23 protein-coding genes and 1 tRNA gene are annotated in these 26,812 nt (G+C 33.4%); 17 read left to right on the forward strand and 7 right to left on the reverse strand.

Annotation, left to right across the window (positions count from 1 at the left end; translation table 11 throughout):
• Window positions 1-94: 94 nt before the first annotated feature.
• The 4 genes from QMO11_RS05805 to QMO11_RS05820 all read right to left on the reverse strand — a co-directional run bounded on the left by QMO11_RS05805 (window position 95) and on the right by QMO11_RS05820 (window position 5,102).
• A complete protein-coding gene (locus tag QMO11_RS05805; RefSeq protein ID WP_282036449.1) occupies window positions 95-1,846 on the reverse strand; it encodes a phospho-sugar mutase in 1,752 nt (583 codons plus the stop codon).
• A gap of 25 nt (window positions 1,847-1,871) precedes the next feature.
• Window positions 1,872-2,750 (reverse strand): dTDP-4-dehydrorhamnose reductase, encoded by an 879-nt coding sequence (gene rfbD / locus QMO11_RS05810; RefSeq protein ID WP_282036450.1) that lies wholly within the window; start codon window positions 2,748-2,750, stop codon window positions 1,872-1,874.
• Window positions 2,751-2,753: 3 nt separating this feature from the next.
• Window positions 2,754-3,695 (reverse strand): UDP-glucuronic acid decarboxylase family protein, encoded by a 942-nt coding sequence (locus QMO11_RS05815; RefSeq protein WP_282036451.1) that lies wholly within the window; start codon window positions 3,693-3,695, stop codon window positions 2,754-2,756.
• Between the two features lie 78 nt (window positions 3,696-3,773).
• Window positions 3,774-5,102 carry a UDP-glucose dehydrogenase family protein gene (locus QMO11_RS05820; protein WP_282036452.1) on the reverse strand — a complete coding sequence of 443 codons (1,329 nt, stop codon included), beginning with the start codon at window positions 5,100-5,102 and terminating at the stop codon, window positions 3,774-3,776.
• A gap of 359 nt (window positions 5,103-5,461) precedes the next feature.
• Between QMO11_RS05820 and rpsA the strand changes: the two genes are divergently transcribed.
• The 9 genes from rpsA to QMO11_RS05865 all read left to right on the forward strand — a co-directional run bounded on the left by rpsA (window position 5,462) and on the right by QMO11_RS05865 (window position 14,406).
• A complete protein-coding gene (gene rpsA, locus QMO11_RS05825; protein ID WP_075602501.1) occupies window positions 5,462-7,258 on the forward strand; it encodes a 30S ribosomal protein S1 in 1,797 nt (598 codons plus the stop codon).
• A gap of 38 nt (window positions 7,259-7,296) precedes the next feature.
• Complete coding sequence (locus tag QMO11_RS05830; RefSeq protein WP_075602500.1) at window positions 7,297-7,647, forward strand: STAS domain-containing protein; 351 nt, start codon at window positions 7,297-7,299, stop codon at window positions 7,645-7,647.
• Window positions 7,648-7,655: 8 nt separating this feature from the next.
• Window positions 7,656-8,576, forward strand: a complete 921-nt coding sequence (locus tag QMO11_RS05835; RefSeq protein ID WP_282036453.1) for a ribonuclease Z — start codon at window positions 7,656-7,658, stop codon at window positions 8,574-8,576.
• 112 nt (window positions 8,577-8,688) lie between these two features.
• Window positions 8,689-10,218 carry a glutamine-hydrolyzing GMP synthase gene (gene guaA, locus QMO11_RS05840; RefSeq protein WP_282036454.1) on the forward strand — a complete coding sequence of 510 codons (1,530 nt, stop codon included), beginning with the start codon at window positions 8,689-8,691 and terminating at the stop codon, window positions 10,216-10,218.
• A 126-nt stretch (window positions 10,219-10,344) separates the two neighbouring features.
• On the forward strand, window positions 10,345-11,931 hold the full coding sequence (locus tag QMO11_RS05845; protein WP_282036455.1) for a S41 family peptidase: 1,587 nt from the start codon (window positions 10,345-10,347) through the stop codon (window positions 11,929-11,931).
• Window positions 11,932-12,459 (forward strand): AAA family ATPase, encoded by a 528-nt coding sequence (locus QMO11_RS05850; RefSeq protein WP_282036456.1) that lies wholly within the window; start codon window positions 11,932-11,934, stop codon window positions 12,457-12,459.
• Complete coding sequence (locus QMO11_RS05855; protein ID WP_282036457.1) at window positions 12,456-13,382, forward strand: serine O-acetyltransferase; 927 nt, start codon at window positions 12,456-12,458, stop codon at window positions 13,380-13,382. Before QMO11_RS05850 ends, QMO11_RS05855 begins: the two co-directional genes overlap by 4 nt.
• 72 nt (window positions 13,383-13,454) lie before the next feature.
• The gene (locus QMO11_RS05860) at window positions 13,455-14,003 is read left to right on the forward strand and encodes a SiaB family protein kinase (RefSeq protein ID WP_282036458.1); all 549 of its coding nucleotides are present in this window, start codon (window positions 13,455-13,457) and stop codon (window positions 14,001-14,003) included.
• A 22-nt stretch (window positions 14,004-14,025) separates the two neighbouring features.
• On the forward strand, window positions 14,026-14,406 hold the full coding sequence (locus QMO11_RS05865) for a DUF1987 domain-containing protein (protein WP_075602493.1): 381 nt from the start codon (window positions 14,026-14,028) through the stop codon (window positions 14,404-14,406).
• Between the two features lie 65 nt (window positions 14,407-14,471).
• On the opposite strand, the gene QMO11_RS05870 is transcribed toward QMO11_RS05865, so the two are convergent.
• The gene (locus QMO11_RS05870; RefSeq protein WP_282036459.1) at window positions 14,472-15,206 is read right to left on the reverse strand and encodes an outer membrane beta-barrel protein; all 735 of its coding nucleotides are present in this window, start codon (window positions 15,204-15,206) and stop codon (window positions 14,472-14,474) included.
• Between the two features lie 208 nt (window positions 15,207-15,414).
• Here QMO11_RS05870 and QMO11_RS05875 point away from each other — a divergent pair, with 208 nt between their 5' ends.
• The 6 genes from QMO11_RS05875 (at window position 15,415) to QMO11_RS05900 (ending at window position 22,013) form a co-directional block, all read left to right on the forward strand.
• Window positions 15,415-16,836, forward strand: coding sequence for a M48 family metalloprotease (locus QMO11_RS05875; RefSeq protein WP_282036460.1), 1,422 nt, complete (start codon window positions 15,415-15,417; stop codon window positions 16,834-16,836).
• A gap of 32 nt (window positions 16,837-16,868) precedes the next feature.
• Window positions 16,869-18,515 (forward strand): ABC1 kinase family protein, encoded by a 1,647-nt coding sequence (locus QMO11_RS05880; RefSeq protein WP_282036461.1) that lies wholly within the window; start codon window positions 16,869-16,871, stop codon window positions 18,513-18,515.
• Window positions 18,516-18,589: 74 nt separating this feature from the next.
• Complete coding sequence (locus QMO11_RS05885; protein ID WP_282036462.1) at window positions 18,590-19,516, forward strand: phosphatase domain-containing protein; 927 nt, start codon at window positions 18,590-18,592, stop codon at window positions 19,514-19,516.
• Between the two features lie 97 nt (window positions 19,517-19,613).
• Window positions 19,614-20,516, forward strand: a complete 903-nt coding sequence (locus QMO11_RS05890; protein ID WP_282036463.1) for a diacylglycerol/lipid kinase family protein — start codon at window positions 19,614-19,616, stop codon at window positions 20,514-20,516.
• 6 nt (window positions 20,517-20,522) lie between these two features.
• Window positions 20,523-20,687 carry a hypothetical protein gene (locus tag QMO11_RS05895; RefSeq protein WP_282036464.1) on the forward strand — a complete coding sequence of 55 codons (165 nt, stop codon included), beginning with the start codon at window positions 20,523-20,525 and terminating at the stop codon, window positions 20,685-20,687.
• A gap of 678 nt (window positions 20,688-21,365) precedes the next feature.
• On the forward strand, window positions 21,366-22,013 hold the full coding sequence (locus QMO11_RS05900; protein WP_282036465.1) for a PQLLE family protein: 648 nt from the start codon (window positions 21,366-21,368) through the stop codon (window positions 22,011-22,013).
• Window positions 22,014-22,191: 178 nt separating this feature from the next.
• On the opposite strand, the gene QMO11_RS05905 is transcribed toward QMO11_RS05900, so the two are convergent.
• Window positions 22,192-23,142, reverse strand: coding sequence for a helix-turn-helix transcriptional regulator (locus tag QMO11_RS05905; protein ID WP_282036466.1), 951 nt, complete (start codon window positions 23,140-23,142; stop codon window positions 22,192-22,194).
• Between the two features lie 227 nt (window positions 23,143-23,369).
• Between QMO11_RS05905 and QMO11_RS05910 the strand changes: the two genes are divergently transcribed.
• Complete coding sequence (locus tag QMO11_RS05910; RefSeq protein WP_282036467.1) at window positions 23,370-25,361, forward strand: phospholipase D-like domain-containing protein; 1,992 nt, start codon at window positions 23,370-23,372, stop codon at window positions 25,359-25,361.
• Window positions 25,362-25,364: 3 nt separating this feature from the next.
• Window positions 25,365-26,399, forward strand: coding sequence for a hypothetical protein (locus QMO11_RS05915; protein ID WP_282036468.1), 1,035 nt, complete (start codon window positions 25,365-25,367; stop codon window positions 26,397-26,399).
• A 284-nt stretch (window positions 26,400-26,683) separates the two neighbouring features.
• Here QMO11_RS05915 and QMO11_RS05920 read toward each other — a convergent pair.
• Window positions 26,684-26,768: transfer RNA gene (locus tag QMO11_RS05920), tRNA-Ser, on the reverse strand.
• Window positions 26,769-26,812 lie beyond the last annotated feature (44 nt).

Below are 26,812 nucleotides of genomic sequence, written 5' to 3' on the forward strand. Positions count from 1 at the left end.
TTTTACATTTAGGATTATGCATTTGATCTAATTGGCTACAAAAAAAGGATGTTCAATTAAGAACATCCTTTATAGAATAATTTAAAATTGAGGATTAGTCAATTTTTAAATCTTTAACAATTGCTTGAATCTTGGTTTCAGCTTTTGCATCTGCTGAGTAATATTCTTCTCTTGAATTCATTTCACCACGAACCTCAAAATAGAACTTAATTTTAGGCTCTGTACCTGATGGACGAACACTAATTTTAGAGCCATCTTCAGTGTAAAACTGTAATACATTACTTGTAACAGGTAAATCAATAGCTTCTTCAGTTCCTTCAATCTTATTATAAGCTTTAAGAACACCGTAATCTTTAACTATTGACATACGTGAACCAGCTAATTCTGTTGGAGGGTTTTCTCTTAAATCCTTCATGATTTGTTGAATCTCGTCAGCTCCTGATTTTCCTTTACGAACAATGTAAATCATTTTCTCTTTTGAGTAACCATACTCAAGGTAAATGTTTTGCAATAGTTCAAATAAAGTAACGCCAGAGTCTTTTGCCCATGCAGCAATTTCTGCAAACATTGCACAAGAAGCAACAGCATCTTTATCGCGAACATAATCTCCAGGTAAGAAACCATAGCTTTCTTCACCACCACAGATATATTTTTTCTTTCCTTCTAATTCAAGAATTTTAGCTGCAATCCATTTAAAGCCAGTATATACATCAAAGTATTCGATATCATTTTTGATAGCAATTTCTTTGATTAATTCAGTACTTACAATGGTTTTTACAATAAATTCTTTCCCTGTTAATAGGTTGTTTTCTTTCCAACGTTGTACCATGTACCACGTTAATAGAAGAGCTGTTTGGTTACCGTTTAATAAAATAAACTCACCTTTATCGTTTTTACAAGCTACACCTAAACGATCGGCATCAGGATCTGAAGCCATTACTAAGTCAGCGTCAATTTCTTTGGCTTTGTTAACTGCCATTGCCAAAGCCTCAGGCTCTTCAGGGTTTGGAGAAATAACAGTAGGGAAATCGCCACTAACAACATCTTGTTCAGGAATGTTTATAATGTTAGTAAAACCATAGCTGCGTAAAGCATCAGGAATTAATTTAACACCAGTACCATGTATCGGAGTGTATACAATCTTAAGGTCTTTCTGACGCTCAATAGCACCTGTATCTAGTGAAATAGATTTTACTTTCTCAATATATTTATCGTCAACTTCTGAACTTAAAATTTCAATTAGATTGTTGGTATCTTCGAATTTGATATCGTCAACAGAAGCAATCTTTTTAACTTCATCAATTACATTTGTATCATGCGGAGCAATCATTTGACCTCCATCGTTCCAATAGGCTTTGTAACCATTGTACTCTTTAGGATTGTGTGATGCAGTAATGATAATACCACTTTGACATCCAAACTCTCTAATTACGTATGAAATTTCTGGAGTAGGGCGTAAATCATCAAATACTAATGCTTTAATACCATTTGCAGATAAAATTTTTGCAGAAATATCAGTGAATAAACGACTATTGTTTCTACAATCGTGACCAATAACTACCTTGATTTCATCAAGATCTGAAAATTGAGCGTTTAAGTAATTCGCTAAACCTTGTGTTGCAGCTCCAACAGTATAAATATTCATACGATTAGAACCAGAACCCATAATTCCTCTTAAACCACCTGTTCCAAATTCTAAATCTTTATAGAATGCATCGATAAGGTCAGATTTGTCTTCATTCTCAAGTAGGGCTTTTACTTCGTTTTTAGTTTCTTCGTTATAATTGCCCAAAAGCCATTGATTGGCTTTTTCGGTTACCAAACTTAATACATCTTGGTTTTCCATTTTTGATAGTTGTTTTAATTTATATCTATTGTTCCGCTTTTATACTTTCAATACAACGTTCTAAACTATTTCGCCAATGCGGGATAGTTATTGAATAAACGTTTTTAATTTTCGCCTTGTTTAATACACTATAGCAAGGGCGAGGTGCAGGTGTTGGGTACTCTTTTGTTTCAATTGGACTAACGTCGCAATTGATGCCATATATTTGATGGATGTTGATTGTAAAATCGTACCAACTTGCAACACCTTCGTTGCTATAATGATATATACCCGATTGAAATTCTTTTTCACCAGAAGATGTACTTTCAATAATATCTAATATAGCTTTGGCTAAATCAACAGCATAAGTTGGTGTTCCAATCTGATCCCAAACTATACCCAATTGATCTCTTTCAGTGCCCAGTTTTATCATTGTTTTCACAAAGTTGTTACCAAACTCTGAATATAACCACGAGGTTCGAATATTAATGCATTCCGCTTTTGATGCGAATGCTAACTGCTCTCCTTTAAGTTTTGTTTTACCATAAACTGATGTAGGTTCAGTATTGTCGTCCTCGATATATGGTTTATGAGCATTTCCATCGAAAACATAATCTGTTGATACATTTATCAACTTGCAATTATTGTTTTTTGCTACAATAGCAAGATTTTCAACCGCAGAGGCATTAATCTTTGTAGCTAAGTTCTCTTCCGATTCTGCTTTATCAACAGCTGTATATGCTGCACAATTAACTATATATTGAAATTTATTTTGTTGAACAAATTTTTCTACGTCATCAATATTGCAAATATCTAAACTATCAATATCCGTAAAAGTAATTTCTAGGTTACTAAATTTATCTTTAATTGAATTAATGCTATTTCCTAGCTGACCGTTTCCGCCAGTTACTAATATTTTGGTCATAATTTATTTACTAAGTAAATTATCAAAATAATTAATAGTTTTTATAAGACCTTCATTAAGCTGAACCTTAGGTTCCCACCCATTAAGCTCTTTCTGTGCTAAACTAATATCAGGTTGCCTTTGTGTAGGATCATCAGTAGGTAAAGGTAAATAAGTTAATTTAGATGTTGAATTAGTCAATTTTATAATTTGTTGAGCTAATTCTAACATGGTAAATTCATTAGGGTTACCAATATTCACTGGGCCTAAAAAGTCAGGTTTAGAATTCATCATTCTAATCATCCCTTCAACTAAATCATCAACAAACTGAAAGCTTCTTGTTTGTTGGCCATCTCCAAAGATAGTAATTTCTTCACCTTTTAGTGCTTGTACTATAAAATTTGAAACTACTCTACCGTCGTTGGGATTCATTCTTGGACCATAGGTGTTGAATATTCTAATTACCTTGATGGCAACATCATTTTGGTCGTGATAATTAAAAAACAAACTTTCAGCACATCTTTTACCTTCATCATAACACGATCTAATACCTATTGGATTAACATTTCCCCAATAATCCTCAGTTTGTGGATGGATATCCGGATCACCGTATACTTCAGAAGTAGAGGCTTGTAATATTTTTGCATTAATACGCTTGGCAAGACCTAGCATATTAATAGCGCCCATCACTGAAGTTTTAATGGTTTTTATTGAATTGTGTTGGTAGTGAATAGGAGAGGCTGGACAAGCAAGGTTGTAAATTTCATCAACTTCAATAAAATAAGGGTGGGTAACATCATGCCTTACTAGCTCAAAGAAGGGATTATCAAGTAAATGAATGACGTTTGTTTTACTGCCAGTAAAATAATTATCGAGGCAAATAACCTCATTTCCTTCATTTAATAATCTTTCACACAAGTGTGAACCTATAAATCCAGCACCGCCTGTAACAAGAATTCTTTTCATTATTTATTTTGTAGTTGATAATTTATTCTAATTGAAAAAATGGTGCTCTGAAGGAATCAAAGCACCATTAACAAATTTTTAGGCATTGATTACTTTTCGACCAATGCTATGATAGGTAAATCCATTACTTACAACATCTTCAGGGTCGTAAATATTTCTTCCATCAAAAATCACTTTAGTACTTAATAGTTTTTCAAGTACTTTAAAATTAGGAATTCTAAATTCAGGCCATTCAGTAATTACAATTAAAGCATCAGAGTCGATTAATACATCATATTGATCTTTACCATACTCAATTGTATCACCTAATATTCTCTCTGCTTCTTCCTGTGCAACGGGATCATATGCTTTTACTTTGGCTCCCATTTTTATTAACTCATCAATTACTACTAATGATGGTGCTTCACGCATGTCATCAGTCTTTGGCTTAAATGAAAGACCCCACATTGCAAAAGTCTTACCACTTAAGTTACTCCCAAATTGTTCTTTTATTTTTGAAACCAAAACATGTTTCTGAGATTCATTTACAGCTTCTACAGCCTGCAATAACCTAAGATCGTATCCATTGTTATTGGCTGTTTTTATAATAGCCTTAACGTCCTTAGGGAAACAAGATCCACCATATCCGGCACCAGCATATATAAACTTATTTCCAATGCGAGCATCAGATCCAATACCTTTTCTTACTGAAGTAATATCGGCACCCACAATCTCACATAAATTGGCCATATCATTCATAAAGCTAATTTTTGTAGCAAGCATTGAGTTAGCAGCATATTTTGTCATTTCAGCAGAAGGTATATCCATAAAAATAATTGGATGACCGTTTAACAAAAATGGCTTATATAAACGTTTCATGGTTTCCTCAGCTTTTTCGCTTTCAGTACCCACTACAATTCTATCCGGTTTTAGGAAATCTTGAATTGCATTTCCTTCTTTTAAGAATTCAGGATTAGAGGCAACATCGAAATCAATTTCGACACCTCTTTTCTCTAATTCATCACTTATGGCAGCTTTAACCTTATTTGCAGTTCCAATAGGTACAGTACTTTTGGTAACAACAACTAGGTAGTTATTCATATTTCTACCAACTTGGCGTGCTACTTCAAGTACATATTTAAGATCAGCACTGCCATCTTCGTCAGGTGGTGTACCTACAGCAATAAAAATGACATCAGTTTGATCTAGAGAATCTTTCAAACTTGTAGTAAAATTAAGCCTACCTTTTTCAATATTGTTATGAACCATATCTTCCAAACCCGGCTCATAAATAGGAATAATACCTTTTTTAAGGTTCTCAATCTTTTTATTATCTATGTCAACACATGTTACACTTACACCAACATCAGCGAAGCAGGTTCCTGAAACAAGTCCAACGTAGCCAGTTCCTACAATAGAAATCTTCATCTTGTTATAGTCTTTTGAGTTAAAATCATCATTAATAAAGTAAAATGCTAAAATAGCATTAAGGATAACTATTTAGTTAATATTGTACATCAACTAAATTAAATTCCTTATCAACTACACATAATAGTCAACAAAGCCCAAAAGTAAATAATTTTAGGTAAAAATTAATCTCTATTATAATAATGATTCAAAAATAAAGGAGATTAAAGAATAACTTTTATTGGTAACATATTGATTATACTTAGGCTATGTGATCAAAAAAAATGTGTATAATGTTAGAATCTGCAAAATATTTACTAATTTTGCGCTCGATTTTAAGCAATATAATGTCTAACAACTAGTAATTAATTGAATTTCAAATGAGTGAATTAAATGAAAAAGTAGCTGGAACTTCAGATGCCAATTTTGATTGGGATTTATTCGAGCAAGGTGATGTTGTAGGATCTACTTCTGTATCAGAATTAGAGGAAATGTACGACAAAACACTTTCAACTATTTCTGAAAAAGAAGTAATCGAAGGTGAAGTTATCGCATTAACTAAAAGAGAAGTTGTAATTAATATTGGTTTCAAATCTGATGGTATCATTAGTAGAAACGAATTTCGTTATAACCCTGAATTAGCTATTGGCGATAAAGTTGAGGTTTACGTAGAGAGTCAAGAAGACAAAAAAGGTCAATTAGTTCTTTCTCATAAAAAAGCACGTGCTTTACGTTCTTGGGATAGAGTTAATGCTGCTTTAGAAAACGACGAAGTAATCAAAGGTTACATCAAATGTCGTACTAAAGGTGGTATGATTGTAGATGTATTCGGAATTGAGGCTTTCTTACCAGGATCACAAATTGATGTGAAGCCTATCCGTGACTACGATATGTACGTAGGTAAAACTATGGAATTCAAAGTGGTTAAAATTAACCCAGAATTCAAAAATGTTGTTGTATCTCATAAAGCGCTTATCGAGGCTGAACTTGAGCAACAGAAAAAAGATATTATCTCTAAATTAGAGAAAGGTCAAGTACTTGAAGGTACTGTTAAAAACATCACTTCTTATGGTGTATTTATCGACCTTGGTGGTGTTGACGGTCTTATCCATATTACAGATCTTTCATGGGGACGTGTTTCTCATCCAGAGGAGATTGTACAATTAGACCAAAAATTAAACGTTGTAATCTTAGACTTTGATGACGAGAAAAAACGTATCGCTTTAGGATTAAAACAATTAACTTCTCATCCTTGGGATGCTTTAGATTCAGAGCTTAAAGTTGGAGATAAAGTAAACGGTAAAGTTGTTGTTATGGCTGACTATGGTGCATTTGTTGAAATTGCTCCGGGTGTAGAAGGTCTTATCCACGTTTCAGAAATGTCATGGTCACAACACTTACGTTCAGCTCAAGATTTCTTAAAAGTAGGAGAAGCTGTTGAAGCAACTATCTTAACTTTAGATCGCGACGAGCGTAAAATGTCTCTTGGTATCAAACAATTAAAAACTGATCCATGGGAGAAAATTGAAGAGGTTTATGCTGTAAACTCTAAGCATAAAGCAAAAGTACGTAACTTCACAAACTTCGGAGTATTTGTTGAAATCGAAGAAGGTATTGATGGATTAATCCATATTTCAGACCTTTCTTGGACTAAGAAAATTAAGCATCCAGCAGAATTCACTTCTATAGGTGAAGAAGTAGAGGTTGTTGTATTAGAAATCGACAAAGAAAACAGAAGATTAAGCTTAGGACATAAGCAATTAGAAGAGAATCCTTGGGATGTATTCGAAACTTTATTTACAGTTGATTCTGTACACGAAGGAACAATTGTTGAGTTATTCGACAAAGGTGCTGTAATAGCTCTTCCTTATGGTGTTGAAGGTTTTGCAACTCCACGTCACTTAACTAAAGAGGATAATTCTAATGCGAAAGTTGATGAAAAATTAGATTTCAAAGTAATTGAGTTTAATAAAGCATCTAAGCGTATAATTCTTTCCCATTCAAGAACTTTCGAAGACGCTAAAAAAGCTGCTGATGATTCAGAAAGAGCAACTGAAGTAAAAACTACTAAAAAAGGTGTTAAGAAGTTGAAAGATAATTTAGAAAAGACTACTTTAGGCGATATTTCAAGCTTACAGGCTCTAAAAGATCAAATGGAGGCTGACGAGAAGAAATAATTTAATTTTTAGAATGTAGCACTTAAATAGATCTTTATATGGATTTTCAAATTGATAAATTAGATGGTTTTACGCAAATTCAGATGCAAAAGGAGAAGCTTGATACTCATGTTGCTCCCTCTTTAAAATCTGAACTAGTTTTATTGTCAGGTAATGGAGAAAAGAATATTGTTCTCGATTTATCTAAATCAAGTTATTGTGATTCATCAGGATTAAGTGCTATTCTAGTAGCTAATAGATTATGTAAAAATGCTGATGGAGTATTTGTTTTAACAGGATTACAACCAGCTGTGGAGCGATTAATTTCGGTTTCACAACTAGATTCGGTTTTAACAATTGCTCCTGATATCGAAAATGGAATAGAAATAATGCGTAAAGCTATTGACTAAATTTATTTATGTCGAAAACATTTTCTGTAACTATTTTAGGTAGCAATTCAGCATTACCAACATCAGAAAGATATCCAACCGCTCAAGTGCTCAATGCATCTGAGCGGTTTTTTTTGATAGATTGCGGTGAAGGTACACAAATGCAACTGCGCCGTAATAAGATTAATTTATCAAAGATTAATCAGATCTTTATTTCCCATTTACATGGAGATCATTGCTTTGGCTTAATTGGTTTAATATCAACATTAGGCTTGTTAGGAAGAACTAAAGATCTTCAGATATTCGCCCATGAAGATTTAGAGCGAATGATGACTCCTCAATTACATTACTTCTGTACAGATTTACCTTTTAAAGTTATTTTTAGCTCCATCAATACTAAAGGATCAGAGATAATATATTCTGATAAAACTATTGAGGTTGAAACTATCCCTTTGAAACACAGAATACCAACTGTTGGTTTTATTTTCAGAGAAAAGCCCACTGAACTTAAATTAAGGAAGGAATTTGTTTTTAAGCACGAACCTTCAATTAAGGAGATGGTTAGTATTAAAAGAGGGGCAGATTTTACTGCAAAATCAGGAGAACTTCTCTTAAATAATGATATTACATTGCCATCAATCAAGCCAAGGTCATATGCTTTTTGTACAGATACTCGTTATAAACCACAGATAACTGAGAAGCTAAAGGAAGTCGATTTATTATATCATGAGTCAACATTCTTAAGTGATAAATCACATCTGGCAAAAAAGACCTATCATTCTACAGCTGAGCAAGCTGCTAAAATTGCTAAAGAAGCAAATGTAAAACAATTAATAATTGGGCATTTTTCTTCACGATATAAGAATCTTACTCCATTTCTTAAGGAGGCTAAAGAAACCTTCTCCAATACTTATCTTGCCACTGAAGGTTCTGTGTTTTCAGTAAAATAATTAATTCTTAGTAGTGCTGAAAACAATTCAGTAATAAGCCATCATATTTTCACTTAATTAATCTATCTTTGCGGCAATTTTATTAGTCAAATAATCATTAAGCCTCAGATTAATGCAGGAGAAAATTATTATTCTTGATTTTGGGTCACAGTATACCCAATTAATTGCCCGTAGGGTTAGAGAAATCAATGTTTATTGTGAGATACATCCTTATCACTCAATTCCGGAAATGGATGAGTCTGTTAAAGGAGTTATTCTTTCAGGCAGCCCTTACAGTGTAAGAGATGAAAAATCACCAAAGCCAAATTTAGATCAGATTAAAGGAAAAATGCCTCTTTTAGGTGTTTGTTTTGGAGCACAATATTTGGCTCATAATTATGGTGGTGAAGTTAAAGCTTCAAATACACGTGAGTATGGTAGAGCAAACTTAGGGTTTATTGATAAAGCCAATGAGTTAATGACTGGTGTACCTGATGATTCACAAGTTTGGATGTCTCATGGTGATACCATCGTTAATTTACCTGATAGCTATAAAATTATTGCAAGTACTGCCGATGTTAATGTAGCAGCCTACAAAATTGAAGGTGAAACTACCTATGCGATGCAATTTCATCCTGAGGTTTATCATTCTACAGATGGAGCTACAATTCTTCATAACTTTATTGTTTCAATATGTGGATGTTCACAAGATTGGACACCGAGTTCATTTGTTGAATCTACAGTTGATAGCTTAAAAAAGAAGCTTGGTGACGATAAAGTTGTTTTAGGTTTATCAGGAGGCGTTGATTCAACAGTAGCAGGTGTTTTATTACATAAAGCTATTGGCGATAACTTAACATGCATCTTTGTTGATAACGGATTATTGCGTAAAAATGAATACGATAATGTTTTAGATTCATATAAGCATATGGGTTTAAATGTTATTGGTGTTGATGCTAAAAAAGCCTTTTTAGATGAACTTGCCGGAGTTTCTGATCCAGAAACTAAACGTAAGATTATTGGACGAGTTTTTATTGAGACTTTTGATGCTGAGGCTAGTAAAATAAACGGTGTAAAATGGTTGGGTCAAGGTACTATATATCCTGATGTAATAGAATCGGTATCAGTAAATGGGCCATCTGCAACTATTAAATCTCATCATAATGTAGGCGGATTACCTGATGATATGGAATTAAAGGTAGTTGAACCTTTAAATCTTTTATTTAAAGATGAAGTACGTAGAGTAGGTAAAGCAATGGGTATTTCTCCATCGTTATTAGGACGTCATCCATTTCCAGGTCCTGGTTTAGCCATTCGTATTTTAGGAGATATTACTCAAGAGAAAGTTGATATTCTTCAAGAGGTTGATCATATTTTTATCCAAGGATTAAAGGATAATGATTTATACGATGAAGTTTGGCAAGCGGGAGTAATGTTGTTACCAGTTAATTCTGTTGGTGTAATGGGAGATGAACGTACATATGAGAAGGTTGTAGCACTAAGAGCAGTTTCGTCAACAGATGGTATGACAGCTGATTGGGTACATTTGCCATATGAATTCCTTGCTAAAGTTTCTAATGATATAATTAATAAGGTTAAAGGTGTTAATAGAGTAGTTTATGATATTAGCTCTAAGCCACCAGCAACTATTGAGTGGGAATAATATATACATAATATAAGTAAAGAGGCCGGAACTAATCCGGCCTTTTTTTGTTTATAATCCATATATAAAGCATATTTGTCTTAAATATTGGATAGTCAATCCTTCATATGAAATTATACAAACATCATGAATATTAAACTCAAACTTTTTGTTCTTTTATTAATTACGATACCGTTTAATCAGGTAAGTTTTTCTCAAACTAAAGAACTTCAAAAGGTTCAATTAGCTTACAAGCTAATTTCAACATTTTATGTCGATTCAGTAAACAACGACCAATTGGCTGAAGATGCCATTGTAGGTATGCTAAGTGAACTTGATCCTCATTCTGATTATTTATCGAAAGAGGAAGTTTCTAAATTAAATGAGCCACTGGACGGGAGCTTTGAGGGAATTGGTGTTCAATTCAATATTTTTAATGATACACTTATGGTAGTAGCTCCAATTTCAGGAGGACCATCTGAAAAGGTTGGAATTGTTGCTGGCGATAGAATTGTAAATATTGATGGAGACGATGTGGCTGGTATAGGCCTTAAAAATAGCGATGTCTTTAAGTATTTAAAAGGTAAAAAAGGAACTAAAGTTATTTTAAAAGTCAAGAGGCGAGGGGTGAAGGATTTAATTAGCTTTACTGTTGTTCGGGATAAAATTCCTATTCATAGTGTCGAAGCTTATTATATGGCTACTCCAACTATTGGATATGCAAAGATCAATCAGTTTTCGGCTACTACGCATTCAGAATTTTTAGCGGCTTTAAACGAGTTAAATTCACAAGGTATGAAAAACCTTATTTTGGATTTAAGAGGAAATCCTGGAGGTTATTTAAGTGCAGCTATCGATGTATCTAATGAATTTTTGGAATCTAAAAAGCTAATTGTTTATACTGAAGGACGAACAAGCCCAAAACAAGAAAGCTTCTCAAACTCTAAAGGAGAGTTTAAGAAAGGAAGAGTTGCTGTATTAATTGATGAAGGAAGTGCATCAGCAAGTGAAATTGTTTCAGGGGCTCTGCAGGATTGGGACAGAGCAGTAATTATCGGCAGACGAAGTTTCGGAAAAGGATTAGTTCAAAGACCCTTAAACTTGCAGGATGGATCAATGATGAGATTAACTATTGCTAAATATTTTACGCCTTCGGGTCGTAGTATTCAAAAGCCTTATACAAAAGGAAACAAAAAAGATTACTCATTAGAAGTTTATGAAAGACTTGAGCATGGTGAGGGATATGAGGAAGATAGTATCAAGTTAAACAAATCTGAAGAATACTTTACCAATAATAAGCGTTTAGTATATGGTGGAGGGGGAATTATGCCCGATATTTTTGTAGCTATGGATACATCAGGATTTTCAAGTTATTACAGAGATATTATAGCATTTGGTGTATTAAATCGTTTTATTTTAGATTACATTGATAATCATAGAGCAGACTTAGAAACAGAATACAATACTTTTATTGAGTTTAATGATAGATTTAAAGTAGGGCAACCTTTAATGGATGCTTTAATAAAAGAAGCTTCAGATTCTGAAATTAAGTTTGATGAAAAAGGATTGAAAAAATCTGAAAGCTTAATGAAAATGCAGATAAAAGCCTTAATTGCACGAAATCTTTGGGATACCGTACAATATTTTGAAGTGGTTAATCCTTCAATAGAAGCCTATACTAAAGCTATTGAGCTACTAAATAACCCTAAAGAGTACAATAAGCTACTTAACTAAATGGGAGTAAAGATTGTAATTACAGGACCAGAATCTGTTGGAAAAACAACACTAACAAAAGAGTTGTCTAAAATATATGACGGTATATGTATCGAGGAATATGCAAGGTTTTATGTAGAGAATCTTGGAAGACCTTATAAATACGAAGATGTTGAATATATTGCTAATCATCAAATAGATTCCTATGATAACCATCTTAATGAGAATCGTATTCTTTTTTTTGATACATTTCTTGAAATAACAAAGGTTTGGTTTGAGCAGGTTTATCATAAAATACCATCGTGGTTTAATAGAGAGTATGAAAAAAGGCCCGTTGATTTATATCTTTTGTGTAAACCTGACATTGACTGGAAAAAGGATAATGTTAGAGAGAATGGACATAAAAGAGATTACTTGTTCGATGAATATCAATCAATCCTAGATTCTTTAGGATTGCGATATGAGATTATAAGTGGTTCAGGTAAACAACGTATAAAGAATGCAATTGAAAAAATTGAGAATATTAATATAAGACCTATAGTAAAATGACCGCATTTAGATACCCCACAATTTTACAAAAAACAATAAAGGAATTAACATCAGAAGAATCTTACCGCGAGGTATGCCATACGCATTACTATGAGCACCCTATGCCGTCAAGTGATAAATTAGCTGAGGCTGTTAATTTATTTAGAGAAATTATATTTCCAGGATATTTTGGAGATTCGCCCGTTCGTAGTGAGAGTATAAATTATTATGTTGGAGTAAATACCGAAAGGTTATTTGAGGTATTGAATACTCAAATTTTAGCAGGCTTATGCTTTGCATGTGATGCCAACGATGAAGAAGCCTTGATTAATAACAAGAAAAATGCATATGATTTAGCAGTTAAATTTATTGCTCAACTTCCTGAAATTAGAAGATTATTAATTACTGATGTTGATGTGGCGTTTGTTGGTGATCCTGCAGCCAAAAGCAAGGGAGAAGTTATTTTTTGTTATCCAGCAATAAGGGCAATATCAAATTATCGAATGGCACATGCTTTATTGTCAATTGGTGTACCTATAATTCCTCGAATTATTTCTGAAATGGCACACTCAGAGACAGGAATTGATATCCATCCGCAAGCCCAAATAGATGAATCCTTCACAATTGATCATGGAACAGGCGTTGTGATTGGAGCTACTTCTATTATAGGTAAAAATGTGAAGCTTTTCCAAGGAGTTACATTAGGTGCAAAAAGCTTTCCTCTTGATGATGATGGAAATCCAATTAAAGGAATTGCAAGGCATCCTATTGTTGAAGATAACGTGGTTATTTATGCACAAGCAACTATTTTGGGCAGAATCACAATTGGAAAAGGTTCTGTTGTGGGAGGTAATGTATGGGTGACTAATACTATTAAACCCGATTCTAAAATTGTACAGTTTAAACCACGGGATCTTTTATATTCAGAAGGAGGAGGAATATAACTTAATAATTAGAAAATGTAAAGATATTTTGTTAAAGATGTTATATATTTGCCAATAATCCTATTTACTTATATGAACTTTGATATAGCAGAATGGTATAAAGATAAATTAGATGGTGATGTGATTTTAAACTTTAACGGTTCTATCACCCCTAATATTATTACGGATGTTCTAAATACAATTGAGAAAAGCTTAAATCTTAAAAATGAAAAGAATCGAGTTCGTAAAAAAGTTTACAATGTATTCGTAGAATGTCTTCAAAATTTATTTCACCATGTAGATAAAGCTCCATCAGAATTAGACTTTAAGCAAAAAGATAATTTTGGTATTATTATTTTGAGTCAAGATGGTCCTTATTATAGAATATCAACAGGAAATTTTGTTAATAAAAATAAGATAACAGTCATTAAAGACCGAATAGATCAGGTTAATTCACTAACTGAAGCTGAAATAAAAATGCTTTATATAGATATTCTTAGTAATGGAGAGTTTTCAGATAAAGGAGGTGGAGGTTTGGGAATGCTAGATATAGTTAGAAAAACAGGAAATAAATTAGATTATTATTTTTACAAGTACAATAACAAAAATATATTTTTTTCACTTGATGTTTACATTAGCTAAACACCATTGATTATAAACCAATATGGAAGCAATTAAAAGAGAAGGAACACCCAAAACACCGTATGTAAGGTTTGATGGAGAAAATGGAGTAATAGAAATAAAAGGACGTTCAATACCAGAAAATTCAATTGAGTTTTACAAGCCGCTAATTGATTGGTTGGAGAATCTTGCATCAACAGAAGTAAGTGAAATTGCAGTTAATGTTCAATTAGAATACTTTAATACTTCTTCATCTAAATGTTTACTTGATATATTCAAAAAATTAGAATTAATACATAAAAAGAACTCTTCTATTGAAGTAAATTGGTTCTACGAAGAAGATGACGAAGATATGTTTGAGGCTGGTGAAGATTATCAGTCGATCATTGGTTTACCATTTAAAATGATTGAAATTGAAGAGTAGTTTGTCTGTTTATTAATTAAAGCACAAATCCTTAAATAGTAGAATATTTAAGGATTTGTGCTCTATTAAGGAAGCTTATTTTTTGCAGCAGATTTCTCTGCTTTTTTAGCTCCAATTGGTATGCTGCAATACAGATAAATAGACGAATTATAAGTACCTGATGTGATGTTCTGAGCATCAATATCAATAAAGCCTCGATAGTATTTAATTCCACATTGCATACTTTTATTTTCTTTACTCAGCTTTGAACCTATGCCAACTAAATATCCCGCATCTAACTTTTTAACTTGATGTTTTGCATCAAGTTCGTAAGTTAATTTACCTCCTTCTGGAGGTTTATATTTATAGGTGTCAGTTGCACCATGCATAAGACCTAATTGTACTCCAGCCTCAACATTAAAAAGTGTCAAAAAACGATACTTTACAGTAAAAGGTACATAGAAGTAACTAATCTCTTTTCTATATTTAGTTCCTTCTAATATTGCACTGATCTCCTCGTTTTCAATGTAGTTATAAGGAACCTCGTCTGCACCTACACTTGATTTAACCTGAACTCCAGTATGTAAAATCCAATTGGGATTTCTTTGCTTAAAATCAAAATAAAAACCTAAAAATAGATCACTAGCATAACTTCCAGATTCAATTCCATGTAGTGTTGAATAGTTGAATCCTCCATCTATACCGAATTCAATCTTATCACTATTCAATTTATCTCCGAGTAAAAGAGATATTAATACTTGCGAATTGGCATTAATGGAAATAAGTATAAAAAGAAAGAAAGAGAATAGGTGCTTTTCCATAATGTTTATTTTACATGTTTAATATAAGCATATTATTAGAATTTAAATAGGGAGTTATAAGTCTTTATAGTGAGGGATTGAGAATAACTCTTAAATAATTGAAAATCATCAAACTTATTGGGAAGCATCTAAGAGTTGATGCTGAACATTCTTATTAAAACTATGTTTCAAACTAGAAGCGTACCAACTAAATTATATAATCGTTCATATGAAGGAATTCAGCATATTTCTGATAGTTTTTTGCTATTCACTAATTAGCGCAAGTGCTCAAAGTTTAGAAATTGATAAAATGTTAGGAGCTGAGAGCGCCAAATCTGTTGAAGCTGAAATGGGCATCTATAATGATGATGAGCTTACAGAATATATCGCATCTATCGGACAGCGTTTAGTTTCTCACCTTGATAAATCTTTGTTCGAGTATAAATTTTATGTAGTCGATGATCCTATTCCAAATGCTTTTGCGACTCCCGGTGGTTATGTTTACGTTACCAGAGGTATTTTATCAATAATTGTAAATGAAGATGAGTTAGCCTGTGTAATGGCCCATGAAATTATACATGCTCAAAACAGGCATTCAGTAAAGCAAATGGGTAATAGTATTTTGCCAAAATTACTAGAATTGCCAGGAAGGATTGTGGGCCAGGTAATTAACGAAGATATAGGCCGAATATTAACTGCACCAATTGCTACAAGTAATAGTCTTCTGCTGGCTTCGTATAGTCGATCTCACGAAAAGGAAGCTGATGAAGAAGGTGTTACACTTGCTTCCAAAGCAGGATATGATCCAGATGCAATGAAATCTATTTTACTTAGACTTTCAAAGTCGATGGAGATATTAACCAGTCAGAAAGAAACAAAAGGTTATTTTAATGATCACCCATATACTCCCGATAGATTAGAAAGCATAACAAAAACTTCAGCGAAGTTAGATTGGGAAATTAAAGATAAAGTTTCAAGTAACTTCCCTCAGCCATTGAATTCTTTATTGTTTGGTGTAAACCCTGAGAAAGGTCTTTTTCTGGATAACACATTCATTCATCCTACAATGAACTTTTCTTTTCAGTTTCCAGATGATTGGCATACCGAAAATAAGCCTACCTCAGTAAATGGGATGAATAAAGACCAAAGTGCTGCATTGTTCTTAGGTTTAGATGATGCATCTAAGTCGCCCCAAGCACTTGCCGAAGAATTTATTGCTGGTATTGAGAAAGAACATGGGGTAAAACCAATTTTTTCAGACCATTCTAAAATAAATAATTACGATGGCTATTTAGTTTCTTATCTTGATAAATCAGACAAAAAACAAATGTATATCCATACGCTTTGGCTAAAGATGGATGGTAAAATATTCAAAGTTATTGGTATCGGTCCTAAATCAGCCGAAGATGAACTTAAGCGTTCTGTTCTAAGTTTTCATCCGCTTACCGACAAAGAAAAAAGTACAATAAAGAAACAGCTAATACGTGTAGTTGAAAGTAAAGCTGATGAAACATTTGATCAAATTTGTAAACGTTATAATTGTGTAATTTCAAGTGACCTTATCGCATTTATAAATGGTATGAACCCAACAAGTAAGCTAAAAGAAGGTACTCTTGTTAAACTTATTGTTGAAGAAAGTTATTTCAATTAAATCAATCATCTAAAATCCTAATACCATTTATTATGACGGCAATAAAAACTTCTATTGAAAGTAAAGATCGCTTAAAAGAAATAATTTCAATATTAGTTAAATACGGCATTGCCGATTGGCTCAGCCAGAGTAAATCAGACTGGATAAAGAAGCTTGTTAAATCAGATAAACACAAATACTCTCAAGACTTATCTACAGAAGAGCGTATACGATTGGCCTTTCTTGAATTAGGTACAACATTTATAAAGCTAGGCCAGATTTTAAGTACACGTGCAGATTTAGTCGGTGAGCCCATAGCTAATGAACTTGCTAAACTCCAGTCTTCGACCCCGGCTGATAATATTGAACAAGTAAGTAAACGTATTAAGGATGAATTCGGAATTAATTCAGTTGATGAGCTATTTGACGACTTTAGCACTGAAGCCATAGCATCTGCTTCTATTGCTCAGGTGCATACGGCAAAGTTAAAAACAGGGGAGAGTGTAGTAGTTAAAGTCATGCATGATGATATTGAAAGAACTATTATTGCTGATTTAGACATAATGACAACGCTTGCTTCACTAGCACAAAAGCATGGAGGACCACTTAAAGCCTTTCAGCCAGCGGCATTTATCCGACAGTTTAAGCAGAGTATGCTCGACGAGTTGGATTTTAATAAAGAATTAAAAAATATAATTCGCTTCACAGATAATTTTGAAGAAGATGACAGAGTAGTTTTTCCTGAAGCTTTTAAGCAATGCTCCGGTAAAACAGTGTTAACCATGTCTTTTCTAGATGGAGTACCATTGCCTGAGGTTGCTGATTTGGAATGGACACCTGAACAAAAAACAGATTTTACAGAAGAGAGTGCTGATGTTTTTATGGAAATGATGTTCAGAGATCGTTTCTATCATGCCGACCCACATCCTGGAAATTTATTTGTTCGCGAAGATGGCTCTCTTGGTATTATAGACTGTGGTATGGTTGCCAAAGTGGATGCTAAAACAAACGATATACTTGAAGAATTAATTATTGGAGTTGCACAAAAGGATACCGAACATATTAGAAATACCATATTGGATATGTGTTCTATTCCTAAAGACATTGACTATGATGAGTTAAGTAGTCAAATTGAAGAATTCATCAATAAATACATTGATCTCCCTTTAAATGAATTTGATATGAGTGCTTCTGTAGAAGAGTGCACCTCAATTATTCATCAATACCATTTGATACTTCCAGCTAGTATGTCGAATCTCCTTAGGGTGGTGATGCTACTCGAAGGCTCTTCGAGATTATTAAACCCAGATTTTAACATCGTAGTTTTATTTAAAAACTACCATTATAAGATAATAAAACGTAGGTATGCCCCACAAGCTTTGCTAAAAAGGGCTATGAAGAATATAAACCACTGGGAGCGAATAGTTGATTTGGTTCCAAAGGCATTGGAGAAATTCTTTAGAAAAGCAGGCAGTGACAATTTTGAGGTAAATCTGGAACACAGAAATCTAGAGGAGTCTGTAAATCGTATTGTTCTTGGATTGCTATCCGCTTCATTATTTCTTGGCTCATCGTTGCTTTGGGCTTTAAAAGTTCCACCTATAGTAAATGGTTATTCTTTACCCGGAATTGCAGGTATTATATCAGCAATTTATCTTGGCGTTTCTTTAATTAAAAGTATTAAACGATCGAATAAATAGACACTAAATCAAATAGAAAAACACAGTGTAGTTTCAGTTTTCAAAATGAGTTGATATTCTTAAAATAGCTTAGTATGTATGTTGTTTGGCAGTTGATCATCATAAACTTTAATAGTAAGCATACTTACATAGAAGGATCTATATGCTCGGGAAAACATCATAATAGGAAGGAGAATGTGGGTAAGCTCACACATTTTGCCAATACCATTAAGTCTTATTTTAAAACGCCTTATTCAAAGCAGAATATTAACATCCATCTGAATAATCAAAATTATTATACCCAAACAGATGAGAACGGAGGGTTTAGTATTTCAATTGACCAAGATTGCGATCGTAGTTCTAAAATTACAATTTCTGGTAATAATCAAATGTTGGATATAGTACAGTCTTATCCTTTCTTTTTTAAGATATCCGAAAGTAAATTCGATGTGATTTCAGATATAGATGATACTATTTTAGTTTCGCACACTTTAAACCATTTTAAGCGGATAGTTACTACCTTACTTAAAACAACTCAAAAACGAAAAACGGTACCTTATACTGAAAGTTTGCTTGAGTATACACAGCAGTATAAACCAAATTATTTTTATGTGTCAAGAAGTGAGCGTAATTTGTTTAACCTATTGTGCGATACCATATCTTATCATAACTTGCCAAAGGGTGCATTATTTTTAACCCCCTTATTAAAATGGAACCAATTACTCAAGCCTAATAAATCAAAGAGTCATAAATTCCATATAATTAGCCGATTAATTGAACAGTCAGGAAACAAGTCATATGTTTTAATTGGGGATGATACCCAGCAAGATATGCAAGTTTACCTCGAAGTAATTAAGAAATATAGGAGCCGAATTAAGCTAGTTTTTATTCGCCAGGTAGGGCCAATTCGGACGGAGTTTCAGCAAAAGAGTTGTGACGCTTTGGTGGCTGAAGGTGTACCTGTTAACTATTTTAAACCATTTGATAAATTTAATCCCGATCTTTTAAAAAACGTAATATGAAACGAGCATGTAAATTTAATGATCCGAATATACATACTGGCGATGATAAAATTTATTTGTGAGTTCCATGTGACCATTGATAAATAAAATTATGCACATGAAACTATTATTTGTAGTAAATCCTATCTCCGGTGGAGTTGATAAAGAGCCGTTTTTAATAGAAGCCAGAGCTCTATGTATCAACTACGGAATTAAATATGAGATTTTTAAAACAACAGGTACTAACGATGAAGCTGAGGTGCAAAAAGCAATTGATGCATTTAAGCCTACGCGGGTAGTTTCAATTGGTGGAGATGGAACCACGCTATTTACTGCTATTGCCTTGCTGAATTTGAATATTCCCATGGGTATTATTCCCTTAGGATCGGCCAACGGAATGGCCGTTGAATTATCTGTTAACCTGAATCCTTTGGAAGCCTTAAAAGACATTCTTATGTCGAATGTGATTGAAGGCCTAGATATGCTTCTCATCAACGATAAGCATTATACCATGCACATTGGCGACGTTGGTTTAAATGCAAGTATTGTTGAAGCCTATGAGAAAGATGAAAACAGAGGCATGGCCACCTATGCCAAATATTTTATTGAGGCACTTAAAACATTATCTCCATTTAAAGTTACGGTTAACGCAAATGGCAAATCAGTATCGAGTCATGTTTTAATGACAGCAATATGTAATGCCAGGAAATACGGTACAGGCGTTCCTTTAAATAAGTTAAGTAACCCAATGGATGGTCAGTTTGAGATTGTTTTAATAGAAGAAGTCAATTTTACATCGCTTATAAAGGCAGGTCTTTCAAAGTTTGATGAGCAGTTTATGGATGATCAAAGTGGTCAGGTTATCGCAGCCGAAAGCGCCGAAATAATTTTTGATAAGCCTCGTTTATTACAACTCGATGGAGAGGTCATTGATTTTTACAAAGAGATAAAAATTGAAATGCTAAAAGGAGCAGTTCAGCTTATTAGTACAAAAAGTAATACTTACATATCAGCTAAATAGAATAATATGACCGATTTGCATATTGTTGAAGCTGGATATGTTTTGCCAATTATCGACAAGTTAAAAAACGAAGGTGTAAATATTGATTCCTACCTCAAGGTAAGCGATTTAAATAGGTATAGTTTTAATTTAAACAGTTATATCCCTGTGGAATTAATGTACCTATATTAATATTAATACAATTGTTGCCTTTGGTTAATCCCCTGAATTATCGCTTGTGATAAAAGACTATAAAGCAACCCATTTGAGTCCTCTAACTTGTCGGTTTGGGTTGATATTTTGAACGCTTATTATTTAAAATAATTTTAAATTGCATCAACTACTAGTCTACATCATTTTATAATTATATTTTCATGGGGTAAAATTTAATGTTTTATTAATCAGTACATAACCCTATTGAAATGAGTAAGCCTAATATCACCATACCTAACGCATCTGCATGCCTGCAACAAAAGTGCTGTAATACAATTCAAGCAAGGTACCTTCTATTTTTATCAGCTAGCTCTAGTTTACCTTTAGGTATTATTAAAGAGAGCAGCACGGCACAAACACTCTCCAAAGAAACTCCATTAAGCCATAAACTTTCGTTCAAGGTCATCAGTAAATCATTCAAAGGCACTGGGAAATGGCATAAGGTCATATGCGAATAACTCAAGGCCTCTGGCGAATGATTTTAGGTCACCTCGAAATCGTTGCAAGTCACTCAGAAATGATTTTTGGTCGTGCCAGAATCATTTCAGGTCACTCAGGAATGGCTCCAGGTCATGCAGAAATCATTCAAGGTCACTCAGAAATGGCTTCAGGTCATTATTAAAACAGATCGTCCTAATCAAAAATAAATATTTAATTATGAGTAAAGAAATCGATGCTTTAATCAGTAAAGCTAGTGTAGCCATAACAAATGGTATACAACAAGAACCCATAGCGACTTTATTGTCGGAATTTGGATATACGCCCGAGCGCTTAGCTGTAGGAGAGGGATTACTAAATACCACCGAGCAGTTAAACAGACTGCAAATAAAAGAAGATGGTGAGCAAAAAGAGGCCACTTCAGTTTTAAATCATAGTATTAAAAAGGCCAATGTAGTGTATATGCCGCATTTAAAAATTGCGCGTATAGCCTTTAAAAATGATGTTAACCTTAGCACGCAACTTGAGTTACGAGGAGAGCGCAAGCAAAAACAATCGGCTTGGTTGGGGCAAACCAAGGTATTTTATAATAACCTATTGGCAAACCCAAAGGCCTTAGAAAAAATGGCGTCATTTGGGCAAAGTAGCGCGAAGTTAGAAGTAGGTCTTCAGCTTGTATTGGCAGTAGATGCTCAGCTAGCTGTGCGTAAAAAAGAAATGGGCGAGGCACAAAATGCCACCGAAACGCGCGATGCTGCAGCCGATGAGCTACAAGAGTGGTACTCTGATTATATTGAGATTGCTCGCATAGCACTAGCAGATCAGCCACAGTACCTCGAAATGTTGGGCATCATCAGTCCATCGTAAAAGTTAAGCTATAATAACTTCCCCTGTAGTAAAGGACGATGAAGCAGGGGAGGTTTTTATGTTTTTATTATGTGCAATTTTATTTTTAGCTATAATTCGATAGCAGTTAGGTATGTTGCCAAGAAAGAAGAATAAGGGCGGCCAGCACAAATTTGTGTTAGGTTATTGGCTAGCAGTATTAGAGAATTTGAATAGCGCTAGGAGAAATACCATGGTGTTTTTTAAATTCGGCACTAAACTTTGAATAGGAACTATATCCGGTTCTAATAGCCGCTTCCTTAATAGTTGAAATCCCACCCTGTAGCCACATGTAGCTCATTTCTAACTTATATATTTTATAATATTGGTAAATAGATTGCCCAAAGAGTTCTTTAAAGTGTTTACGCAACTGACTACTACTCGATGAAACCTTAATGGCCAAGTCTTCAATCATAGGAGGGTTTTTTAAATCATGTAATAGCAATGTCCGGGCCTTCATCACTTTCTGAAAGTTATGCTCCTTTAGTGTCGATGTTGGAATATTGTTGTCGCGTTTATCTAATAACTCAAAAAAATAGCCCAACAATTCTATTGAGGTACCAATGCTTAAATAATTTCGAAGGGCTTTGCTTTTTTGTACATCAAACAATTTACGGCATAACGCCATTATTTGTGGGGTTTCCATCTGAAATAAACACAGATCTTCTAAGGCAAATAATTTTTCTATAATAGTATTCTTAATTAAACTTTGATCGTCGTAAAAGTCTTTTGAAATGGCTATAAGAATTGACTTGGCCGTTGTGTTTTTAGGCAATGTATAGCATAGGGGGGTATTGTTTTTAACGCATAAAATATCATGATTAATAGGTTCGTTGCTTATTAACAAAGGTTGGTTGGTTTGTATGTCGTAAAAAAAATAGCACGATATCATATCTTTATCTGGGTGGAAATTTACTTTAAAGGTTTCTTTGATATGAATATTGTTAACTCGTATGTGAAGTAAGTTAGCTAGCGAATAATGCGAAATAGTGCCTTCAATTATACTATTATTTATTCTAATAAAACCATCTTCATCATTGGCTAATAATTCCGACTTTATGCTTTTTATAAGCCCTGAGTTGTTATATCCCAATAAATCGATGCTCTTCATAAAATGTATTTTATATCATTATCCAAAAAGTAACTTAGCTTAATCAATTTAAAGAAATCTCCATAAGCACACAAATAAGAATAAACAAAAAGAGCATTATGGGCTATAGATTAATCATTTAGGTAGTTTGTTGTTAAATATCTTTGTCGCATAGAATTTTAGTTCAGTAATCAGAAATAGAATATTCAGTATTACACAGTTTAAGTATTAATTAAAAATATGTTCCGGTGAGGCAAGATGTAATTAATAATGTAGAAATATTTCAAACCTTAAAAGACGAGCTAAACAAAGCGTCGGAAGAAATAGTAGTGGTAACAGCATGGTTTACTGATGCGGAACTTCTGGATATTTTGTGCCTTAAGCAAGAAGAAGGGGTAAGTGTAAATGTTGTTATTGCAGATAATGAGGAAAATGAAAAAACTGATTTTCAGAAGTTTGAAGAACTAGGTGGCAAGCTATCGCTGATAAAGAAAAAAGGTAGAGGTATGATGCATCAAAAATTTTGCATCATAGATAATAAAATTGCTATTCATGGTTCGTATAACTGGAGTGTTAATGCTCGTACAAATAACCAAGAGAGTGTAATTGTAACCAGCCATTCGAAAACAATTAAGGAACTAAAACAAATATATTTAAATATCAATAATATGGAAGTAGAACAATCAAAAGGTAAAATAAGTCTACTGAATAAAATACAGAATAGCTTGTCTCTAAATAAAAAGGAAACCGTAGTTGTTGAAGAAAAGGAAGATATCAAAGAACCTATTGAATTATCGATTGGGCAAGAGTTTGAGCAAATTTTAGACGGCTTGGTTGAATCTGAATTTTTCCAGTTTAATAAAGAGACTATTATTAAAGAAGGTTTTAATAAGGCGAAATTGGTAAATGGAGATCATCAAACTTTACCCAATACATTAGATACACTTTATGCCGATTTTGTTAACAGCTTAGATATTGCTCAGGAAAAAAAAGAATTATTAAAGGTCAAAATAGAAGAACTTAAGAAAACAAAACTGAATAAATTAAATCTTGAGAGAGATCAGAAGGTTCATCTAGAAGAATCAGAAATAAAAGCAAAAGAAGCGACTATTGATCAAGAGCTCAATACAAATGAACTAACCATTTCTCACCATGAGATTGAGAAAGAGAAAATTCAAAATAGTGAGATAGCTACACTAAAAAGCAAAAATGCCGCTATAGATGACAAAATCGCAACCTTACAAGTTGAATTTGTAAAAACAAAATTAAGATGGCACGAGCTAGTTCCTGCAGGTTTGGTTGCTTTAACTATGCTTGTATATTTAGTTGTTTTTTATTCGTCGGCAGCTTATATACTAATTTATAGTACCATTGATGCGAAATTGGCGCAGATGAATGGAATGCCGGTAGTACCTACCGAGGTTTTTGATGCTGAGGCTATTTCTAAAGCTATGGATAAAGGGGGAACTGCACCATATTTCATGTTTTTATTTGTTATTATTCCTATAGGTTTAGCAATAGGTAAGATGTTTCTAAAGAAAGTAACCATTGGGACTAAAATAGGTATCTGGACTTTAATCGTAATGGTAGATGGACTGCTAGCATATGTAGTAGCTAAATCTATTCACGAAATAGATTATATGGCTGGTAAAGTAGAGGAGGTATGGCAACCATTAAATGTATTTGCTAACGAAAACTTTTTCTTGGTTTTTATTATGGGCGCCCTGGGTCTTGTAATTTTTAAATTTGCTTATGAAAAAATTCACCGCTCATTAGAGGAGCGTAACGGCGATTTAACAAGAGCTAAAAATCAGGTTATAATTGCTCAGCAAAAAGAGAAGGCTATTAAAAACGAACAGGAGCTTAAAAAATATGAGACTAAGGTAGCCGATATCGATATGATGATTGTATCGGTGAAAGCTCAGAATAATTCCCTGAATCAGGAGAAAAATCAACTTCCGTATATATTAGAGCAGAAAAAACAATTCATTATAAGAAGTTACGAACTTAAGATATCCGAGATCGAAGATGTTGTTTCTATTTATCAAACTAAAATTGATAATAATAAGCTAAAATTCTCGGTTAGTGCACTAAAAGATAGAGTAAACACCTTTATTGAAGGATGGGTAAACTATTTACACCATACATACTCAATACATAAAGCTGTTCAAATGAGCTCAGAGGCAAGTGTAACTAAAGATAAGTGGTTCGGTACAAAAGTTCAATTAGAAAATAAATAAGAGATGAATAAAAAGTCACTATTAATTGGTTTAGCAATTTCGGTTATCGGCCTAGCTTTTCTTGGCTTAAGAGCTTCTAGTAGTTCTGATAAAAAAGAAGCAAAACTTACAACTGAAGAGGCAACAGGAATTTATCATTATAATTTTTTAATTGTTCCTGATTTATCAAATCGTGTAGACATGAAAATACACCCAAAGCCTATTGATGATCAGGAAATAATTAGTTCAGTTCTAAGTATGATTGACGAAGTTCTTCGTGAAGGACATAGAGATACCGACCAAAAAGATTCATATAATGTATCGTTCCTTAATAAAGGACTTATACTCATGTATAATATTGATAAAGATAATTTGGATATCGATTTTGCCGATTTTGACACACAGTATCAGCGTATTGGGTATATCAAAGCTAGGGAAGGATATGAAAATAATAATCTCAATACTGACATTAGAAAATTTGAGGATGAATGTGACAAAATGTATGCAGAGGCAGTTAAAAATACCGATGGTGCAGATATATGGTCATTCTTTAACACGGGTATTGGAGATTCAAATGTAAAAAGTCCAGAAGAGCCATTTGAATTTAACGGACACTCTTTTCAAGAAAAATACAGGAACATAATAGTATTATTTACTGATGGTTATATGGAGTCAGGTTTATCAAAAACAGCCGCAAAAGGTACTAGTAAGAATCTATCGTATGATCTGAGCCAATCAAGAATAAAGGCATTTAGAGAGGAGTTCAAGAAGTCGGGAATGAGCGATATGAAAACATTTTTTAATGAGAATGAGTACGGAATTGTACCTGTTGAGAATGAGTACTTAAAAGATATAGAAGTTATTGTAATGGAGTTGTATGATCGCTCATTAACAGAGACTGGAAATGCCACAGTATACCCAACAGATAATGATATAATAGAACTCTTTTGGAACGATTGGTTAACCAAATCTGGTGTAAAAAGGTTTGAATTACATTCTTGTTTTGAAGATGTAAAATCAGCTAATCGAGCTATTAGGCATTTTGCCTTGCAAAAGTAATTTAAAATTGGGTTGATTAATTATTATTAATCAATCTAATGTTCAAGGGTTGCTTTTTTTCAAATTTTCATACTTGCTGTAAGAAGATTTGAAAAAAGGTTAATAAACTATGAAGGTGGTAATAATTAGCACTTAAAGATCTATATGAGTATTGAAATTTATTTTTCAAAGTCCAAAATAGCTTGAAATTGCTGTTTCAAATACTTTTTATTGCACACTTTTGCGCATAAAAAAACCCTGTAAGTAACACTTACAGGGTTTTTTTAAATTGCTTTTGCATTCAGCGGAGAGTGAGGGATTCGAACCCCCGGTACGTTGCCGCACAATAGTTTTCAAGACTACCGCATTCGACCACTCTGCCAACTCTCCAATACTTCTGCTGTTATCCTTTTTGATAACGGCTGCAAATTTAG

It is taken from the genome of Saccharicrinis aurantiacus, from assembly GCF_947489045.1.
Classification (GTDB): domain Bacteria; phylum Bacteroidota; class Bacteroidia; order Bacteroidales; family Marinilabiliaceae; genus Saccharicrinis; species Saccharicrinis aurantiacus.

What these genes read in the sequence shown, in the direction of transcription:
- QMO11_RS05805 (WP_282036449.1), bottom strand. Translation starts at nt 1,846, where the DNA reads ATGGAAAACCAAGATGTATTAAGTTTGGTAACCGAAAAAGCCAATCAA.
- rfbD (WP_282036450.1), bottom strand. Translation starts at nt 2,750, where the DNA reads ATGACCAAAATATTAGTAACTGGCGGAAACGGTCAGCTAGGAAATAGC.
- QMO11_RS05815 (WP_282036451.1), bottom strand. Translation starts at nt 3,695, where the DNA reads ATGAAAAGAATTCTTGTTACAGGCGGTGCTGGATTTATAGGTTCACAC.
- QMO11_RS05820 (WP_282036452.1), bottom strand. Translation starts at nt 5,102, where the DNA reads ATGAAGATTTCTATTGTAGGAACTGGCTACGTTGGACTTGTTTCAGGA.
- rpsA (WP_075602501.1), top strand. Translation starts at nt 5,462, where the DNA reads ATGAGTGAATTAAATGAAAAAGTAGCTGGAACTTCAGATGCCAATTTT.
- QMO11_RS05830 (WP_075602500.1), top strand. Translation starts at nt 7,297, where the DNA reads ATGGATTTTCAAATTGATAAATTAGATGGTTTTACGCAAATTCAGATG.
- QMO11_RS05835 (WP_282036453.1), top strand. Translation starts at nt 7,656, where the DNA reads ATGTCGAAAACATTTTCTGTAACTATTTTAGGTAGCAATTCAGCATTA.
- guaA (WP_282036454.1), top strand. Translation starts at nt 8,689, where the DNA reads ATGCAGGAGAAAATTATTATTCTTGATTTTGGGTCACAGTATACCCAA.
- QMO11_RS05845 (WP_282036455.1), top strand. Translation starts at nt 10,345, where the DNA reads ATGAATATTAAACTCAAACTTTTTGTTCTTTTATTAATTACGATACCG.
- QMO11_RS05850 (WP_282036456.1), top strand. Translation starts at nt 11,932, where the DNA reads ATGGGAGTAAAGATTGTAATTACAGGACCAGAATCTGTTGGAAAAACA.
- QMO11_RS05855 (WP_282036457.1), top strand. Translation starts at nt 12,456, where the DNA reads ATGACCGCATTTAGATACCCCACAATTTTACAAAAAACAATAAAGGAA.
- QMO11_RS05860 (WP_282036458.1), top strand. Translation starts at nt 13,455, where the DNA reads ATGAACTTTGATATAGCAGAATGGTATAAAGATAAATTAGATGGTGAT.
- QMO11_RS05865 (WP_075602493.1), top strand. Translation starts at nt 14,026, where the DNA reads ATGGAAGCAATTAAAAGAGAAGGAACACCCAAAACACCGTATGTAAGG.
- QMO11_RS05870 (WP_282036459.1), bottom strand. Translation starts at nt 15,206, where the DNA reads ATGGAAAAGCACCTATTCTCTTTCTTTCTTTTTATACTTATTTCCATT.
- QMO11_RS05875 (WP_282036460.1), top strand. Translation starts at nt 15,415, where the DNA reads ATGAAGGAATTCAGCATATTTCTGATAGTTTTTTGCTATTCACTAATT.
- QMO11_RS05880 (WP_282036461.1), top strand. Translation starts at nt 16,869, where the DNA reads ATGACGGCAATAAAAACTTCTATTGAAAGTAAAGATCGCTTAAAAGAA.
- QMO11_RS05885 (WP_282036462.1), top strand. Translation starts at nt 18,590, where the DNA reads ATGTATGTTGTTTGGCAGTTGATCATCATAAACTTTAATAGTAAGCAT.
- QMO11_RS05890 (WP_282036463.1), top strand. Translation starts at nt 19,614, where the DNA reads ATGAAACTATTATTTGTAGTAAATCCTATCTCCGGTGGAGTTGATAAA.
- QMO11_RS05895 (WP_282036464.1), top strand. Translation starts at nt 20,523, where the DNA reads ATGACCGATTTGCATATTGTTGAAGCTGGATATGTTTTGCCAATTATC.
- QMO11_RS05900 (WP_282036465.1), top strand. Translation starts at nt 21,366, where the DNA reads ATGAGTAAAGAAATCGATGCTTTAATCAGTAAAGCTAGTGTAGCCATA.
- QMO11_RS05905 (WP_282036466.1), bottom strand. Translation starts at nt 23,142, where the DNA reads ATGAAGAGCATCGATTTATTGGGATATAACAACTCAGGGCTTATAAAA.
- QMO11_RS05915 (WP_282036468.1), top strand. Translation starts at nt 25,365, where the DNA reads ATGAATAAAAAGTCACTATTAATTGGTTTAGCAATTTCGGTTATCGGC.